Source organism: Massilia sp. Leaf139, from assembly GCF_001424165.1.
Classification (GTDB): Bacteria; Pseudomonadota; Gammaproteobacteria; order Burkholderiales; family Burkholderiaceae_D; genus Telluria.
The window spans coordinates 1,428,062-1,444,027 of record NZ_LMOJ01000001.1; the positions used below are offsets into that span (position 1 = coordinate 1,428,062).

16 protein-coding genes and 1 tRNA gene are annotated in these 15,966 nt (G+C 65.9%); 6 read left to right on the forward strand and 11 right to left on the reverse strand.

All coding sequences use genetic code 11. The annotated features are described in order from the left end of the window. Window positions 1–5: 5 nt before the first annotated feature. Entirely contained in the window at window positions 6–947 is a 942-nt protein-coding gene (gene lhpI, locus ASF77_RS06325) for a bifunctional Delta(1)-pyrroline-2-carboxylate/Delta(1)-piperideine-2-carboxylate reductase (protein WP_056336003.1), read from the reverse strand. A gap of 150 nt (window positions 948–1,097) precedes the next feature. Here lhpI and ASF77_RS06330 point away from each other — a divergent pair, with 150 nt between their 5' ends. Next, window positions 1,098–1,412, forward strand: coding sequence for an EthD family reductase (locus ASF77_RS06330; protein WP_056336008.1), 315 nt, complete (start codon window positions 1,098–1,100; stop codon window positions 1,410–1,412). Between the two features lie 29 nt (window positions 1,413–1,441). Here ASF77_RS06330 and ASF77_RS06335 read toward each other — a convergent pair whose 3' ends face one another. Continuing rightward, window positions 1,442–2,542: an MBL fold metallo-hydrolase gene (locus ASF77_RS06335; protein ID WP_056336010.1), complete on the reverse strand. Its 1,101-nt coding sequence runs from the start codon at window positions 2,540–2,542 to the stop codon at window positions 1,442–1,444. A 103-nt stretch (window positions 2,543–2,645) separates the two neighbouring features. Here ASF77_RS06335 and ASF77_RS06340 point away from each other — a divergent pair, with 103 nt between their 5' ends. Beyond that, window positions 2,646–3,155: a hypothetical protein gene (locus tag ASF77_RS06340; RefSeq protein ID WP_156648744.1), complete on the forward strand. Its 510-nt coding sequence runs from the start codon at window positions 2,646–2,648 to the stop codon at window positions 3,153–3,155. Between the two features lie 48 nt (window positions 3,156–3,203). Here the strand turns inward: ASF77_RS06340 and ASF77_RS06345 are convergent. The 4 genes from ASF77_RS06345 to ASF77_RS06360 form a co-directional block, all read right to left on the reverse strand. After that, a tRNA-Val gene (locus ASF77_RS06345) sits at window positions 3,204–3,278 on the reverse strand. 39 nt (window positions 3,279–3,317) lie between these two features. Continuing rightward, window positions 3,318–4,025, reverse strand: coding sequence for a DNA polymerase III subunit epsilon (dnaQ, locus tag ASF77_RS06350; RefSeq protein ID WP_056336015.1), 708 nt, complete (start codon window positions 4,023–4,025; stop codon window positions 3,318–3,320). Window positions 4,026–4,080: 55 nt separating this feature from the next. Then, window positions 4,081–4,518, reverse strand: a complete 438-nt coding sequence (rnhA, locus tag ASF77_RS06355; RefSeq protein WP_056336018.1) for a ribonuclease HI — start codon at window positions 4,516–4,518, stop codon at window positions 4,081–4,083. Window positions 4,519–4,554: 36 nt separating this feature from the next. Next, the gene (locus ASF77_RS06360) at window positions 4,555–5,328 is read right to left on the reverse strand and encodes a class I SAM-dependent methyltransferase (RefSeq protein WP_056336021.1); all 774 of its coding nucleotides are present in this window, start codon (window positions 5,326–5,328) and stop codon (window positions 4,555–4,557) included. Window positions 5,329–5,348: 20 nt separating this feature from the next. Between ASF77_RS06360 and gloB the strand changes: the two genes are divergently transcribed. Beyond that, complete coding sequence (gloB, locus tag ASF77_RS06365) at window positions 5,349–6,173, forward strand: hydroxyacylglutathione hydrolase (protein WP_056336024.1); 825 nt, start codon at window positions 5,349–5,351, stop codon at window positions 6,171–6,173. Window positions 6,174–6,227: 54 nt separating this feature from the next. Here gloB and aceB read toward each other — a convergent pair whose 3' ends face one another. Next, window positions 6,228–7,817 (reverse strand): malate synthase A, encoded by a 1,590-nt coding sequence (gene aceB / locus ASF77_RS06370; protein WP_056336027.1) that lies wholly within the window; start codon window positions 7,815–7,817, stop codon window positions 6,228–6,230. A gap of 180 nt (window positions 7,818–7,997) precedes the next feature. Here aceB and ASF77_RS06375 point away from each other — a divergent pair, with 180 nt between their 5' ends. Further along, window positions 7,998–8,924 (forward strand): LysR family transcriptional regulator, encoded by a 927-nt coding sequence (locus ASF77_RS06375; RefSeq protein WP_056336029.1) that lies wholly within the window; start codon window positions 7,998–8,000, stop codon window positions 8,922–8,924. 128 nt (window positions 8,925–9,052) lie between these two features. Here the strand turns inward: ASF77_RS06375 and ASF77_RS06380 are convergent, their stop codons facing one another. The 4 genes from ASF77_RS06380 to ASF77_RS06395 form a co-directional block, all read right to left on the reverse strand. Then, window positions 9,053–9,256: a cold-shock protein gene (locus ASF77_RS06380; protein ID WP_036166698.1), complete on the reverse strand. Its 204-nt coding sequence runs from the start codon at window positions 9,254–9,256 to the stop codon at window positions 9,053–9,055. Between the two features lie 290 nt (window positions 9,257–9,546). Then, window positions 9,547–9,927: an Hpt domain-containing protein gene (locus ASF77_RS06385; RefSeq protein WP_056336032.1), complete on the reverse strand. Its 381-nt coding sequence runs from the start codon at window positions 9,925–9,927 to the stop codon at window positions 9,547–9,549. 3 nt (window positions 9,928–9,930) lie between these two features. Continuing rightward, a complete protein-coding gene (upp, locus tag ASF77_RS06390) occupies window positions 9,931–10,581 on the reverse strand; it encodes a uracil phosphoribosyltransferase (protein WP_056336497.1) in 651 nt (216 codons plus the stop codon). 96 nt (window positions 10,582–10,677) lie between these two features. Beyond that, complete coding sequence (locus ASF77_RS06395; RefSeq protein WP_056336036.1) at window positions 10,678–12,354, reverse strand: isovaleryl-CoA dehydrogenase; 1,677 nt, start codon at window positions 12,352–12,354, stop codon at window positions 10,678–10,680. Between the two features lie 339 nt (window positions 12,355–12,693). Here ASF77_RS06395 and ASF77_RS06400 point away from each other — a divergent pair, with 339 nt between their 5' ends. Continuing rightward, window positions 12,694–14,430 carry a GGDEF domain-containing protein gene (locus tag ASF77_RS06400; protein ID WP_082493588.1) on the forward strand — a complete coding sequence of 579 codons (1,737 nt, stop codon included), beginning with the start codon at window positions 12,694–12,696 and terminating at the stop codon, window positions 14,428–14,430. After that, window positions 14,427–15,929: an HDOD domain-containing protein gene (locus ASF77_RS06405; protein ID WP_056336042.1), complete on the forward strand. Its 1,503-nt coding sequence runs from the start codon at window positions 14,427–14,429 to the stop codon at window positions 15,927–15,929. Before ASF77_RS06400 ends, ASF77_RS06405 begins: the two co-directional genes overlap by 4 nt. The last annotated feature ends 37 nt before the right edge of the window (window positions 15,930–15,966 follow it).

The following is a 15,966-nucleotide window of genomic DNA, read 5'->3' on the forward strand; positions in this document are numbered from 1 at the left end:
CCCTGTTACCCGCGTGCCAGCGCGCGCAGCGCCGTGCGCGCCGCGGCGAGATCCCAGGCGGCGGTGCCGACGCTCTTGAACACGGCGGGCCGCGCCAGATCGACCGGGCCGCGCAAGAGCGCGCCGAGCGAGGCCACGCGCGACCAGTCGACGTTCGCCCGCAGCAGATCTCCCGCCTCATGGCGCGCGCCGGCCGGATCGTCCGCATAGAGGTCGCTGCCATCCAGGGTCGCCGCACCCAGCTCCGCCATCTCCGGCTTGAAGGCGCCGACGCCGACCACCAGGCGTCCGGCCCGGGGCGCCTCGTCGTAGACCGGCATGGTGCTGGTCGTCAGCGTCACCACCACGTCGGCGTCGGCCGTCGCCGCATCGCATGGCTGCAGGCGCCCATGCAGCGCCTGGTTTAACTCGCAGAAGCGCCGCGCCGCCTCGATGCTGCGTCCCCGCACGAAGAGCTGCGCCTGTGGATACAGGGCGGCCAACGCCTCCACGTGGTAGCGCGCCTGCGTCCCTGTGCCGATGAGCCGGATGCGGCCCGGCGGATGCGGCAGCAAGCGGCGGATCGCCAGCAGGGTAACGGCGGCGGTGCGGCGACCGGTCACCTCCGGACCGTCGAGTACGCATGCGATCCGGCCCGTGGCCGCATCGCACACGGTGACGGCCCCGTGAATGGTCGCCAGGCCCCGCCCAACATTCGCAGGATGGACGTTCACCAGCTTGTGGATGGCGATATCGGCCGCCGCCGCGGGCATGCTGAGCATGACGGCACCAGCGCCGAGGGGCAGCACCTGCCGTTCGGGACTGAGGATGGTGCCGGACTCGAGCTCCGCCGCGGCCAGCGCCACGGCATCGACCAGCTCGGCGAAATCGAGCAGCGCGGCCGTGCGTGCGCGGTCGTGGACGACGATGTCGCTGCTGCCGCTGCCGGATGGGTCTGGATCGTGCATGCGTTGCTCCATGAGAGTCTGGCCAGCACTCATCATGGTCGATCGTTGAGGATTATGCAACATCGAAGCGGAGAACCGCGCTTGCAAAACGCCGCGCGTAGGCGCACGATGAGCTGGACTGCCCGAGCTAACCCAACGAGGAGACAGACGATGATCAAGGTAAGCGTGATGTATCCGAACAGTCCCGACGCCCGTTTCGACGCGGAATACTATCGGGATCGGCACATGCCGATGGTGAAGGAACTGATGGGCGACTACTGCAAGTACTACACGGTCGATCGGGCGGTTTCCGCCGGTGCCGGCGGCGCGGTCGCGCCCTATATCGCGATGGGCCACCTGTTCTGCGAGTCGGTCGAAGCCTTCCAGGCCGGCTTCGGCCCGCACACGAAGGAGATCATGGGCGACATTCCGAATTACACCAACCAGAAGCCGGTAATTCAGATCAGCGAAGTGCTGGTCGGATAGCGCGCCCTATCCAGCCTACGGGACGGCTACTATTCGAGCCCTCGCCACCAGTAGCTGAAGGCCTGCTGCGGATCGCTCAGGTACACCGGCTCACCGATGCGCGGCGTCAGCAGCCGGTAGGGCTTGCCCTTGCTCGCCTCGAGGGCGCGCTCAAAGGGTTCGTCCCAGGCGTGGCGCGCCAGGCTGAAGCGGCCGGCGTGGCCGCTCAGGAGGGCCTGCGCGCCGAGCAGCTCGGCCGCACGTGCCGCCTGCTCCGGCGTCATGTGGATGTCGGCCCACTTCGCGTTGTACTGCCCGCCGTCGAGCGCGGCGAAATCGAAGCGCGCGAAGCGCTTGCCGATATCCGCGAAATGCGGGCCGAAGCCGGTGTCGCCGCTGAAGTACAGGCGCCGCCCCTGCGTCTCGACGGCATAGCTGGCCCACAGGCTCTGATTGCGCTCCATGTAGCGGCCCGAGTAGTGCTGGGCCGGCAGCGCATGCACGCGCAGGCCAGGGTCGAGCTCGACGCTGGCGTGCCAGTTCACTTCGCGGATCTTGGCGGGCGGGTAGCCCCAATGGCGCAGATGGGCGCCGTTGCCGACGCCGGCGATGACCAGCCGGGTCTTCGGCTCTAGGGCGCGCATGGTCTTGTAGTCGAGATGGTCGTAGTGGTCGTGGGTGATGAGGACGGCGTCGATCTCGGGCAGATCTTCGATCGCGAACGGGCTGGTGCCCTCGAAAGCGCGCACCATCCACGGCAGCGGCGCCGCATAGCCGCTGAAGACCGGGTCGACCAGCAGGCGCTTGCCGCCGACCTGCACGAAGTAGGACGAGTGGCCGAGCCAGACCACGACGTCCTGCGCGCGCGGCAGCGCAGCGAGATCCGTTTTAATGGCGGGCAGCGCGACGCCCGGGGCGGTGCGCGGATCGCGCGGCTCGAAGCGGCCGCGGATCATCCGGAAGGCCATGCCGATCCCGCCGGGACGCGGAGGCGAGGCCACTTCGTTGCGGAAGGCGCCGTCGCGGTACTGCGGCGCCGCCTGCAGCTGCTGCCGTTCCGGCAGCTGGCCGAGGGAAGGAACGACATACGCGCAGGCGCTGATGCCGAGGGCGCAGGCCAGCGCCAGGCTGGCAATGAGAAACCGTTTCAAGTGTGCTCCATCGATGAGATACCCGCGTATGCTACACCTTCCGAGCGACAGCCCTGCGCCGCCGAGTTCACGGCAGCGCCTTCCCTCGCCAGCGAGACATCCGATGACAAGCCCATTGATGACGATCGAATCGATGCGCCTCCTGCGCAGAAAGCGAATCGCCGCCGTGACGGCGGGCGCCCTGTTCGCGCCCTACCTGCTCCTGGCGGCGCTCCTGATACCCGCCGGCGTCGACGGGCCCGGTCACTACGACATCGGCAACGCCCTCGTGCACGCGATTTTCTTCAGCTACGCCGCCCTGGCCGCCCAGCTCGGGCCGGTAGTGGCGATCGCCATGTACAGCGGGTATGTCTACCTTGCATTACTCCGGCGCCGGCGCCTCGGGCTGATGCTGTTCGCAGCGCATTACGTGATCGCCGGCGCGGTCGTCGTGCCGGTCTATCTGCATCAATGGCCCAATCTGCGCGAGACGACGCGCCTGCAGATGATCGTGCTGGCAGATCGACCGTGGACGCTGCTGTTCACCTTCGGGCCGTTCGTGCTGGCGAACGTCTGGTATCTGGCGCGGCTGCTGGCGCCCGGGCGCGCGGAAACGCCGGCGTACGTGCCCTGAAATGCAAAAAGCCCATCAACCTAAGCTGATGGGCCTTTCGAAGAATTCTGGTGGGAAGTGCAAGTTTCGAACTTGCGACCCCTGCAGTGTGAATGCAGTGCTCTACCCCTGAGCTAACCTCCCTGACAACGAGGCGTATTATGCCAAAAACTTTCTCTACCGTCAAACCTTTGGCGAATAATTTCTCCAAACGCATTCGCCTTTGACACCCTTGTCGAGTCCGGCGAGCACATTTTCGTGCTCGGCCATTTCTTCGAGGCTCGCGGAGACGACGATGATCTCGCCCAGCGGGAGGGCGTCGAGCTCGATGCCGCCAGCCGAAGCCTCGACTTCCACATCCATCGACAGGGTGTTCTGGCCGCGCGTCATGGCCAGGTAGACGTCGGCCAGCAGTTCCGAGTCGAGCAGCGCACCGTGCAGTTTGCGGTGGGCGTTCGAGACGCCATAGCGGTCGCACAGGGCGTCGAGCGAGTTGCGCTTACCCGGGTGCATCTCCTTGGCGTTGACCAGGGTGTCGATCACGCCGCTGCAGTGCGACACGAAGCTCGGCAGGCCCAGGCGCTGGAATTCGGCATTCAGGAAGCCCAGGTCGAAGGGGGCGTTGTGAATGATGACTTCGGCGCCGTCGATGTAGGCGCGCAGTTCCTCGGCGATCTCGGCGAACTTGGGCTTGTCGCTCAGGAATTCGGTGGTCAGGCCGTGCACCGCGAGCGCGGCCTCGTCGGACTCGCGCTCGGGATTGATGTACTTGTGAAAGTTGTTGCCGGTGAGCGTGCGGTTGACCAGCTCGACGCAGCCGATTTCGATGACGCGGTCGCCCGTACGTGGGTTCAGGCCGGTGGTTTCGGTATCGAGGACAATCTGGCGCATGGCGGGCTAATCTTGAAAAAAGGCAAGACCGCAGTATAGCGTATGCCTGCGACCGTCAGCGTCGCAGCGTCGCTACACCGCGGTTCGCCAGCACGTCGGCGCGTTCGTTGCCGGGATGGCCGTTGTGACCGCGCACCCAGCGCCATTCGACGGCGTGCTGTTGCTGGGCCAGGTCGAGGGCTTTCCACAGGTCGTCGTTCTTGACCGGCTCCTTCGCCGCCGTCTTCCAGCCGCGCGCCTTCCAGCCGTGGATCCATTCCGAGATGCCCTTCTGCACGTACTGGCTATCGGTGTGCAGCACGACTTCGCAGGGACGGTTCAGCACGCCCAGAGCCTCGATCACGGCCTTCAGTTCCATGCGGTTGTTGGTCGTGTTCGGCTCGCCGCCGAAGATCTCCTTCTCGTGACCGTCAGCAACCAGGAGCGCACCCCATCCGCCCGCTCCGGGATTGCCCTTGCAGGCGCCATCGGTAAAAATTTCCACTTTCGTCATGCCGCCGGGTCTTTCCTTGATTCGTTGTTCTATGAATTATTCGCGATTCGTCGCGGGCACCGCCTGCGGCGCCCGGCTCGTTTTCTTGTTCCACGCCGGGCCGATCAGGTGCATGCCCTTCACACGCTTGACCGCGTGCACGATGTAGACGGCGCCCAGGTAGGGCCACCACTTCTGCCCCGCCCCTTCCATCACCGCGAAGCGGTTGATCCACTGGGCCGTGCGAAACGGTGGCGCATAACAGCCGAAATGGCTGCGCGAGACGCCAAGATTCAACAATTTTAACCAGTCTTTCATGCGGGGCATAGAGATGAATTCGCCTGCCGCCGGCAGGTAGCCACTGCGCGTGACCTTGCCGATGCCCTGGCGCAGGCCCCACAGGCTGGCCGGATTGAAGCCGCAGATGATCACCTGCCCTTCGGGAATCAGCACGCGCTCGACCTCGCGCAAGACCTGGTGCGGCTCGGCGGCGAATTCGAGCACGTGCGGCAGCACGACCAGGTCGAGGCTTTGCGAAGCGAACGGGAGCTCGGCGAAATCGAGCGCGACAGCGATCTGCTTGCCCTTGGCGGCGAATTCCAGCTCGTCGGCGGTCGAGGTGCGCGTTGCGGCCTGCCACTTGTTCGGCATGCGGTTGGCGGCCAGCGCGTCGATCTGCGGCACGCCGATCTGCACCGCGTTGTAGCCGAAGATGTCGGCAGTAAGCTCGTCGAGGCAGGCCTGCTCGAAGGCGCGCACGTAGGCGCCTGCCGGAGAAAGCAGCCATTCGTCGAGCGCTATAATGGATTTTTCGGACGCAGCGCTATCCATGCCACCCTCTCATACGAACCATGCTAACCAGACCAGAACCCAACGACGATACTCCCGGCCACAACGATTTGAGTGTCTTGACCGTGCCGGCGTTCAAGGATAATTATCTTTGGTTGATCCATGACGGTCTCCACGCCGCGGTGGTCGATCCCGGCGATGCGGCCCCCATCCTGGCCGCGCTCGACGAACACGGCCTCACGCTCACCGCCATTCTACTCACCCATCACCATGCTGACCACATTGGTGGCGTGGCGACGCTCCGCGCGCGCTTCCCGGTGCCGGTGTTCGGCCCGCGCGCGGACGGCATCGAGGCCGTCAGCGAGCCGCTGGGCGAAGGCGATGTCGTGGCGGTGCCCGGCCTGAACCTGGAACTGGCGGTGCTCGATGTGCCCGGCCATACGCTGGGCCACATCGCCTATGTGCGCAAGACGCCAGGCCTGCACTGGCTGTTCTGCGGCGACACCCTGTTCGCGGGCGGCTGCGGCCGCCTGTTCGAGGGCACGCCGGCGCAGATGGCGGCCTCGCTCGAAAAGCTGGCGGGCCTGCCCGAGGATACGGAAGTCTATTGCGCACACGAATATACGCTGTCGAACCTGCGCTTTGCGCTGGCCGTGGAGCCGGGGAATGCGGCGCTGGCATTGCGCATGCGCGACGAGAGCGCCAAGCGCGCAGCCGAACTGCCGACGGTGCCGTCGAGCATCGGCCTGGAGCGGCGCACGAATCCGTTTTTGCGCTACCGGGAGCCGGAAATCGTGGATTCGCTGGTCGCGGCCGGCAAGTTGCAGGACGGGGCGGCGCCGGTTGAGGCCTTTGCCGCGCTGCGGGAGTGGAAGAACGTTTTTTGAATTGAAAACGGCGCCGTCGATCGTGACGGCGCCGCTTCAGGAATTACGCGGCGCTCAGATTTCCTCGTACAGCGGCAAGGTCAGGAATTCCGCGAACTGTTCCGAGGTCGACATTTCCTCGAAGATCTCGGCGGCACGTGCATAGCTCGGGTTGTCGCCGTTCGGTGCGGCCGCTTTCGCGTTCGCCAGTTCTTCCGGGATCATGGCGCGCACCATCTCCGCCGTCACCTTGCGTCCGTCCTCGAGCACGCCCTTCGGCGAGCGGATCCATTGCCAGACCTGGGAGCGGCTGATCTCGGCCGTGGCCGCGTCTTCCATCAAATTGTGGATCGGCACGCAGCCGTTACCGGCCAGCCAGGCGCCCAGGTAGTGGATGCCGACGTTGATGTTGTAGCGCAGGCCCGCTTCCGTGATCGGGGTTTCCGGCTTGAAGTCGAGCAGCTGGGCGGCCGTCACTTCCACGTCCGGACGCTGCTTGTCGATCTGGTTCGGCTTGTCGCCGAGTACTTTCGTGAATTCCGTCATCGCCAGTTCGACCAGGCCCGGGTGGGCGACCCAGCCGCCGTCGTAGCCGTCCGTGGCGTCGCGGGCCTTGTCGGCACGCACGCCGGCCATCGCGGTCTCGTTCTTCTCCGGATCGTTCTTGATCGGAATGAGGGCGGCCATGCCGCCGATCGCCGGCGCGCCGCGCTTGTGGCAGGTCTGCAGCAGGAGCAAGGCATAGGCGCGCATGAAGGGCGAGGTCATCGTGACCTTGGGCCGATCGGCCAGGCAGAAATCCTTGTCCAGCTTGAACTTCTTGATGCAGGAGAAAATGTAATCCCAGCGGCCCGCGTTCAGGCCGGCGCTGTGTTCGCGCAGCTCGTACAGGATCTCGTCCATCTCGAAGGCGGCCAGGATGGTTTCGATCAGCACCGTCGCCTTGACCGTGCCGCGCGGCAGGCCGAGCGCTTCCTGGGTGGCGATGAAGATGTCGTTCCAGAGGCGCGCCTCCAGGTGCGATTCCATCTTCGGCAGGTAGAAGTACGGGCCGGCGCCGCGCGCCAGCTGCTCTTTCGCGTTGTGGAACATGAACAGGGCAAAGTCGAAAATGCCGCCCGAGACGCGCTTTCCGTCGACCAGCACGTGCTTCTCGTCCAGGTGCCAGCCGCGTGGACGCACGACCAGGGTCGCGACCTTGTCGTTGAGCTTGTAGCGCTTGCCGTTCTGTTCGAGCGAGATGGTGCGGCGGACGGCGTCGACCATGTTGATCTGGCCGGTGATCTGGTTGTCCCAATTGGGCGCGTTCGAATCCTCAAAATCGGTCATGTAGCTGTCGGCGCCCGAGTTCAGGGCGTTGATGACCATCTTGCGCTCGACCGGGCCGGTGATCTCGACGCGGCGGCACTCCAGTGCCTGCGGGATCGGAGAAATTGTCCAGTCGCCCTCGCGGATGTGCTTCGTCTCCGGCAGGAAGTCCGGACGCTCGCCTGCATCGAGGCGCTTGGCGCGCTCGACGCGGGCGGCCAGCAGTTCCTGGCGGCGCGGCTCGAACCGGCGGGTCAGCATCGCGACCAGTTCGAGCGCCTCGGGCGTCAGGATCTGTTCGTAACCGGGCTTGATCTCTGCCTTGATTTCCAGGCCTTGCGGGGTGGCGATGCTCATGTGCTGCTCCTTCTTGGAAATGAATGATCGTGCGGACGCGGAACGCCAATACGGTGGAGTATATGCCAGCTTGGCGTTTGTCATATCATCAAGTATATTCACCAAAACATAGTGAAACGATACATTTACGCATTTCATTCGTGCGTAAATGTGATGAATGGCTGGCGAGAGGAAGCAGATTTGGCTAAGTTCAGGGAGATCTCGACCTTCGTCGAGGTGGTGGCGCGCGGCAGCCTGTCGGCGGCGGCGCGGGCCGAGGGCATCGCGCCGGCCATGATCGGGCGCCGCCTCGACGCGCTGGAAGCCCGGCTCGGTGTCAAGCTGCTGCAACGCACGACGCGGCGCCTGGCCCTCACCGACGAGGGCGCGGCTTTTCTCGAAGATTGCCAGCGTATCCTGGCCGAGATGGAAGAAGCGGAAGCGGCCGTCTCCGAGCGCAGCGCGCACGCCAAGGGACACTTGCTGGTGTCGGCGCCGGCCGGCTTCGGCCGCCAGCACGTGGGGCCGCTGCTGCCCTCTTTTCTTGCCGAGCACCGCGAGGTGACGGTCAACCTGAACCTGAACGACCGCGTCGTCGACGTGGTCGGCGAAGGAGTCGACGTGGCCATCCGCATTGCCAGCCTGGGCGACTCGAACCTGGTCGGCGTCAAGCTGGCGGACAATGCGCGCGTGGTGGTGGCCAGTCCCGCTTACCTGAAGCGGCACGGGACGCCGCGCACGCTGGCCGAGCTGGCGCGCCACAACTGCCTGGCGATCAGCAGCGAAGGGAGCCAGCGCGGCTGGACTTTCCGCGACGGCCACAAGACGGTAACGCTGAAAGTAGCGGGCAATATGGTGTGCAACGACGGCGAGGTGCTGCATGACTGGGCGCTGGACGGCAAGGGACTGGCCTGGCGCTCGATGTGGGAAGTCGGTGCGCAAATCGAAGCCGGACGACTGGTGACAGTGCTCGACGATTATGCTGCGCCAGGCAACGATGTCTACGCGGTATTCGCCCAACGGCGTCATTTGCCGCTGCGCATACGCGCCTTTGTCGATTTTCTGCGGCGTGCTTATGCGCAACCAAATTACTGGCGGAAAGAAATTGAACAGCGCGCGGAAGCCTGATTTCAGCGCTTCGAAACGGCTGTGCCGTCGCAGTCTTACACCCGGTTTACGGCAAGATTCCGGAACGATGGACGAAAAAAAATCCTCGGCATGCCGAGGATTTTTTCATCGTAATACAGTCGCTAAAATTACAGCGGCTGGATGTTCGATGCTTGTTTGCCCTTAGGACCCGAGGTCACGTCGAACGAGACGCGCTGGTTCTCTTGCAGGGACTTGAAGCCTTGGCTCTGGATAGCCGAGAAGTGCGCGAACAGATCTTCGCCGCCTTCATCAGGGGTGATGAAGCCGAAGCCCTTCGAGTCATTGAACCATTTAACGATGCCAGTTGCCATTACAATTTCCTATTTCAGTTAAGTGGGCTTGCGCCCGTTTATGATCGTTTGAAGAAGCAAGAAAGAAATGACAGACAGACTGCACTACTAGCTCGAACCCAACGATCCCGTATTATACCGAATAAACCCACGCGCAAGCGATTTTCGCAAAATAAAAAAACCTACGGATTTACAATGCTGTGAATCAACTTTCTGCGTTCCTGTTTCAACATCGGCAGTACGGACAATATAGGTCATCGACTGTCTTCAAGTTTGCGGTGGATCAAACGGCTCGACGCTAGAATTTTAATTCAAGGCAACAGCGAAAACGCGGCGCTATGATAAGCCGGAGGCGGCGCCGCCAGGCCGGTGCGGACAAATTCGTCCAGCTCGGCGAGCCAGGCGCGCCAGTCGTCTTCGCCGACCAGTTCGAACGCGGTCAGCACACGCAGGCGCTGCTCCAGCGCGCGTGCGCCCTGCCCCAGCTCGCGAAAGCCGAAGGTGACGGCGGCGCCGGCCAGCGCGTGCAGCAGCGACTGCAGCTCGCCCGCCAGCGGCGCGCTCGGCGCGGCTGGATCGAAACCGGCGCCGGCCGCGCGCAGGCGCGCCAGCGTGGCCGGCAGGCCGGCGCGAAAGCCCGCGTTCGCCTGCGTCAAGCGGACAAAGAAGTCCGCATCGACAGTCCGTGCCACGGCTTACTTGGTACCGAAGATGCGGTCGCCGGCGTCGCCCAGGCCCGGCACGATATAGGCGTGCTCGTTCAGGTGCGAGTCGAGCGAGGCCACGTACAGCTTCACGTCCGGGTGCTTGTCGTGGAAGACCTTGACGCCTTCGGGCGCCGCGACCAGGGCCAGGAAGATGATCTGGTCGTCGCGCACGCCGCGCTTTTTCAGCACGTCGACGGCGTGCACCGCCGAGTTGCCGGTGGCGACCATCGGATCGCACAGGATGAAGGTGCGCTCGGCGGTGTCCGGCAGGCGCACCAGGTATTCGACCGGCTCGTGGGTGTCCGGGTCGCGGTAGACGCCGATGTGGCCGACGCGCGCCGACGGCACCAGCTCCAGCAGGCCGTCGCTCATGCCGATGCCGGCGCGCAGGATCGGCACGATGGCCAGCTTCTTGCCCGCGATGACGGGCGCGTCGATGGTGACCAGCGGCGTCTGGATCGGGCGCGTGGTCAGCGGCAGGTCGCGCGTGATCTCGTAGCCCATCAGCAGCGTGATTTCCTTGAGCAGCTCGCGGAAGGTACGGGTCGAGGTGTCGTGCTCGCGCATGTGCGACAGCTTGTGCTGGATCAGCGGGTGGTTCGTGATGTACAGGCTGGGAAAGCGCGGGTCTTGTTTCATGGTCGACATAAAAAATATTCTGTGGTTGAGGCTCGTAACCCGCCATTATCCCAGCCAAGCGCGGTTTTGTCGCGCCCTTGGCGTAGAAATAAACTGCTAGACGACGAGGGCACGCGCCAGGATCGCGTCGAAGTCGGTGCCTGGAGGCAGGCGGCCGAAGGCGCCGCCCACGTCCTGGGCGATGCGCGATGCGACGAAAGCCTCGGCCACGAAGGGCGGCGCATGGCGCAGCAGCAGCGCACCCTGCACTGCGATCACGAGGCGCTCGGCCAGGCGGCGCGCGCCCTCTTCACCGGTGTCCGACATGTCGCGGCCGAGCTGGCGCACATAGTCCGCGAAGCGCGCGTCCAGCGCGGCCGCCGGCGCCAGTTCGGCCTCGAGTGCGGCGCGCGCCGCTTCCGGCGCCTTGCCGAGCGCGCGCAGCACGTCCAGGCACATCACGTTGCCCGAGCCTTCCCAGATCGAGTTGACGGGGAATTCGCGGTACAGGCGCGCCAGCGGGCCGTCCTCGACATAGCCGTTGCCGCCCATGACCTCCATCGCTTCGGCGCCGAAGCCTGGGCCGCGCTTGCACAGCCAGTACTTGCCGGCCGGGGTCAGGATGCGGCCCAGCGCGGCCTCGATCGGATCCTCGGGGCGGTCGAAGCAGCGCGCCAGGCGCAGCGCGAAAGCGGTGGCTGCTTCCGATTCGAGCGCAAGGTCGGCCAGCACGTTGCGCATCAGCGGCTGCTGGGCCAGCGGCTTGCCGAAAGCGGCGCGCCCGCGCGCGTGGTGCAGCGCATGGCAGAGCGCGGCGCGCATGATGCCGGCCGTGCCGACCACACAGTCCAGGCGGGTGTGGCTGCCCATTTCGAGGATGGTCGGAATGCCTCGCCCGACCTCGCCCACCAGCCAGCCGACGGCGTCGTGGAACTCGACCTCCGACGAGGCGTTCGAGCGGTTGCCGAGTTTGTCCTTCAGGCGCTGCACGCGGATCGCGTTGCGGCTGCCGTCGGGCAGGTAGCGCGGTACGAAGAAGCAGGACAGGCCTCCGCTGCCGGCTTCATCGGTCTGGGCCAGGATCAGGTGTGCGTCCGACTGCGGCGCCGAGAAAAACCACTTGTGGCCGACAATGGCCCAGGCGCCCTCGCCCTCTTCGCCGAAGCGCGCCCGCGCCTCGGAAGGCAGGAGCTCGCGAGCGCGGGTGGTGTTGGCGCGCACGTCGGTGCCGCCCTGCTTCTCGGTCATGCCCATGCCGATCAGGGCGCCGCGCTTGTGTTCGATCGGCAGCGAGCGCGGATCGTACTCGTTGGAGAGGATCTTCGGCAGCCAGCGCTCGCCCAGCCGGCCTGCGCGGCACAGCGCCGGCACGCTGGCATAGGTCATCGTCACCGGACACTGGGCGCCGTTCTCGACCTGGCCGAACAGCAGGTAGGCGGCGGCACGCGCCACCTGGGCGCCGGGACGCGGATCGCGCCAGGGCGCGCTGTGGGCGCCGGCGCCGATCATCATCCCCATCAGTTCGTGCCAGGCCGGATGGAACTCGACCTCGTCCACACGGTGCCCGCTGCGGTCGAACGCGGTCAGGCGCGGGCCGTTGGCGTTCGCCAGGCGCGCCAGGTCGAGCACCTCGAAACGGCCGAGGCGCGCGCCGAGGGCGTCGAGCGTATCGCCGGCCCAGGCCGCGCCTTCGCGCGCCAGCCCTTCCCGCAGGGCCGGATCGCAGCGCAGCAGGTTGACGTCGCCGAAGGGCGGCGCCTGGTTGAAGACGTCGTGCGTGTCGAACTGGTTCATGGCGGCTCCTCACCCTCGGGCGCATGCTGGTCTATAATGTTGCGGGGAAGCATCGGATTCGCCCTGACTCCTCAGTTAGGGCTTTCTTCGATGCAACGTTTCAGCCACAATGGCGGTTTTGTATTGACGCCGCCTGTTAGCGATCCGGCAACAGGCTAGCGCAAAGCGTCGCGTCAGGCAAGGCGTACTGAGATTCGTCAAACGAAGCCATCGATGGCCTCAGCGCCGATGTTTTTTAATGCCCCTTGGAATTTTTCAGTGATAAGGTGGCCCGTGGTTTGTTAAACTCGCCCGGTGCCACCTGTTCCGGGTGCCAGCAATAAGGCAGATATTTCAACAATGCGCTCCACTTCCGTCGCCATGCCGCTCGACCAGCCGCGTCCCGCGCCTGGGCATGGCCCAGAGAGCGTGCTGGAGGCGGCCGGCGATTGCGCCTTCCGGATCGCCCCGAATGGCGAGATCCGCGCCGCCAGCCAACGCACACGCCGCCTGCTGGGCGCGCAGCTGCCCCTCGAGGGCCTGCCGCTGACTGCCTTCGTGCACGAACTCGACGGCGCCGCCCTGCGCACCGCCATCGTCGACGCGAATGCCGCCGCTGAACCCGTCCTTGCACGCGCGCGCCTGCGCTGCGGCGACGGTTTCGCCGCCTTCGAGCTGCGCATCGCCGTTCTCGGCGAGGGCGACGGCTTGCTCGTGATCGGGCGCGACATGAGCGCCCAGCTGGCCACCGAGGAACGCCTGCGCCACATGGCGACCCACGACGCGCTGACCGAGCTGCCCAACCGCGTGCTGCTGTCCGACCGCATCCGCATGGTGGTGGCCAATGCGCGCCGCTCGGGCCAGGGCTTCGCGGTGGCCACGGTCGGCATCGACGGCTTCAAGAAGGTCAACGACGGGCTGGGCCACACGGTCGGCGACGCGGTGCTGCGCCAGGCCGCGACCCGCCTGCGCCGGGCAATGCGCGACAGCGACACGCTGGCGCGCGTGGGCGGCGACGAATTCGTCGTGATCCTGCCCGGCACCGCCACCGAAGCGCAGATCAAGCTCGTCACCGGACGGCTGCTGGCGACCCTGCAATCGCCCTTCGAACTCGAAGGCCACACGATCTATCTGGGCGCCTCGGTGGGCGTCGCGCTCTACCCCCAGCATGCCGAGGACGACCACGGCCTGCTGGCGCTGGCCGACGCCGCCCTCTCGCGCGCCAAGGAAACCGGCAAGGGCCGCGCCCTCGTCTACAGCGCCCGCGAACAGGGCCCGCCGCAGCACGACATCTCGCTCGAGGCGGCCATGTTCTCGGCCGTGCGCGAAGGCGAATTCCTGCTTTACTACCAGCCGATCGTCGATGCGCGCACGCGCCTGATCGAAGGCTTCGAGACGCTGATGCGCTGGAAGCACCCGACCCTGGGCATGGTGCCGCCGGTGCGCTTCATTCCGATCGCCGAGACCAACGGCCTGATCAACATGCTCGGCGCCTGGGCCCTGCGCTCGGCCTGCGCCCAGCTGCTGCAGTTCGAGGAAGCGGCCAAGCGCGAGCTCTACATCTCGGTCAACATCAGCCCGCGCCAGTTCAGGAGCGACAAATTCCTCGACGTGCTCGACGAGGCTCTGACGCTGTCCGGCATGGCGGGCAACAAGCTGGTGCTGGAGATCACCGAAGGCACGCTGATGGTCGACCCGCAGCATGCGGAAAGTATCCTTGGCAAGATGGCCGGCCGCGGCGCGCGCATCGCGATCGACGACTTCGGCACCGGCTATTCCTCGCTGGCCTACCTCAAGCGCTTCCCGATCTCGGTGCTGAAAGTCGACCGCGCGTTCGTGAAGGATCTGCCCGACGCGCCGAAGGAAGCGGCAATCTGCAGCGCCGTGCTCGACATGGCGCGCCACCTCGACCTGTCGGTGGTGGCCGAGGGCGTCGAGACCGAGGAGCAGCTGGACTGGCTGCGCCAGCGCGACTGCCGCTACATCCAGGGCTACCTCACCGGCAAGCCGATGCCGGCCCACGTGGCCCTGGCCGCCCTGCAGGACAACCATTACACGGCCTTGTTGCCGCCAGACCGACAAGGCACCACACCATGACGCCAGCCACGAACGAACACGGGCCCCAGGCCAAGGCCACTCTCGCGCTGTTGTGGGAACGCATCCGCCGCCAGGGCGACATGCCAGGCTTCACGCGCGCCATCAACGCCATCCTGGCCTCGATGCGCGGCGAAGACGAGCGCGAATTCTCGATGACCCAGACCGTGCTGTCCGATCCCGTGCTCACCCAGAAGGTACTGCGGCTCGCCAACAGCGGCATGTATTCCGCCTTCGGCCAGCGCATCAACACGGTCTCGAAGGCCGTGCTGGTGCTGGGCACCGAGGCCATCGGCCACCTGGCGCTGGGCCTGAAGCTGATCGAGGAACTCTCCAAGAGCACGCCGGATTCGGCGCACGCCCACGTCGAAATGGAAAAGGCCGTGCTGGCCGGGATGGTGGCCCAGCAGGTGGCCGCCAGTGCCGCCACGCGCGACCCCGAGGAAGCCGTGGTCTGCTCGATCCTGCACTCGCTCGGCCGGATGATGGTCACCTTCTACATGCCGGAGCGCTGGAGCCAGATGCAGGCGCAAGCCGGCGCCGGCTTCGAAGGCGCGGCCGCGTTCGACGTGCTCGGCCTCTCGCTCGAAGAGCTGGGCCGCGCCACCGCCGAACACTGGGGCTTGCCGCGCAACCTGGTGGCCGGCATGCGCACGCTCGAGCCGGGCGATCGCGAAGACGGCTTCGGCCACGACGACTGGCTGGCCGCGCTCGGCACCATGTCGACCCGCTGCGCCAGCTCGCTCTGGAACGACGACGAAGCCGGTGCCGCCGAAGTGGCCGAACTGGCCGCGGCCTTTGCGCCGATGCTGGGCGTCGAACCCGAGAAGGTGATGGTCGCCATCGGCAAGGCGAAGGTCGACGCCCAGGCCGATCTCACCATCGCGCCGCTGGCCAAGTCGCAGGAAAAGCGCGCCCAGGCCGATGCCAAGGGCCAGGCGGCCACCCGCAAGCGCGAAGCCGGCAACCGTATCCTGATGAGCGGCGTGGCCGACATGCGCGACGCCGGGGGCGCCGCCAATCCGGGCCAGATGATGTCGATGGCGCTGGAAACCATCTACCAGGGCCTCTCCTTTACGCGCGCCTTTGCCTTCCTGCGCAACCGGCGCGAGGGCAAATACCTGGCGCGCATGGGCTTCGGCGACGGCGCCAAGGCCCTGATTCCGAACCTGTCTTTCGAGGATGCCTACGAGGCCGACGTGTTCCACGCCTCGCTCACCAGCGACCGCGTGATCTTCATCGAGAACGCGCGCGATCCGAAGTTCGCCGCCAAGCTGCCCGGCTGGTGGCGCGGCACGCTGTCGGAAGCGCGCTGCTTCGTCGTGATCCCGATGTGCATGAACGGCCAGCCGGTCGGCTTCATCTATGGCGACTGGGACGACAGCTTCCCTTCGGTGAGCCTGAGCCAGACCGAGTTCGCGCTGCTGAACGACCTGCGCACGCTGGTGGTGAACACGCTCGAACGGCGCGCCCAGCCGGAGCACACGGCGAAGAGCGCCTGAGCCGAAGGTAGGCGCGCGTGGACGGCGCAGCCGTCCA

What these genes read in the sequence shown, in the direction of transcription:
- ASF77_RS06340 (WP_156648744.1), top strand. Translation starts at nt 2,646, where the DNA reads ATGACAAGCCCATTGATGACGATCGAATCGATGCGCCTCCTGCGCAGA.
- ASF77_RS06395 (WP_056336036.1), bottom strand. Translation starts at nt 12,354, where the DNA reads ATGAACCAGTTCGACACGCACGACGTCTTCAACCAGGCGCCGCCCTTC.
- aceB (WP_056336027.1), bottom strand. Translation starts at nt 7,817, where the DNA reads ATGAGCATCGCCACCCCGCAAGGCCTGGAAATCAAGGCAGAGATCAAG.
- gloB (WP_056336024.1), top strand. Translation starts at nt 5,349, where the DNA reads ATGCTAACCAGACCAGAACCCAACGACGATACTCCCGGCCACAACGAT.
- dnaQ (WP_056336015.1), bottom strand. Translation starts at nt 4,025, where the DNA reads ATGCGCCAGATTGTCCTCGATACCGAAACCACCGGCCTGAACCCACGT.
- rnhA (WP_056336018.1), bottom strand. Translation starts at nt 4,518, where the DNA reads ATGACGAAAGTGGAAATTTTTACCGATGGCGCCTGCAAGGGCAATCCC.
- upp (WP_056336497.1), bottom strand. Translation starts at nt 10,581, where the DNA reads ATGAAACAAGACCCGCGCTTTCCCAGCCTGTACATCACGAACCACCCG.
- lhpI (WP_056336003.1), bottom strand. Translation starts at nt 947, where the DNA reads ATGCACGATCCAGACCCATCCGGCAGCGGCAGCAGCGACATCGTCGTC.
- ASF77_RS06400 (WP_082493588.1), top strand. Translation starts at nt 12,694, where the DNA reads ATGCGCTCCACTTCCGTCGCCATGCCGCTCGACCAGCCGCGTCCCGCG.
- ASF77_RS06360 (WP_056336021.1), bottom strand. Translation starts at nt 5,328, where the DNA reads ATGGATAGCGCTGCGTCCGAAAAATCCATTATAGCGCTCGACGAATGG.
- ASF77_RS06405 (WP_056336042.1), top strand. Translation starts at nt 14,427, where the DNA reads ATGACGCCAGCCACGAACGAACACGGGCCCCAGGCCAAGGCCACTCTC.
- ASF77_RS06380 (WP_036166698.1), bottom strand. Translation starts at nt 9,256, where the DNA reads ATGGCAACTGGCATCGTTAAATGGTTCAATGACTCGAAGGGCTTCGGC.
- ASF77_RS06330 (WP_056336008.1), top strand. Translation starts at nt 1,098, where the DNA reads ATGATCAAGGTAAGCGTGATGTATCCGAACAGTCCCGACGCCCGTTTC.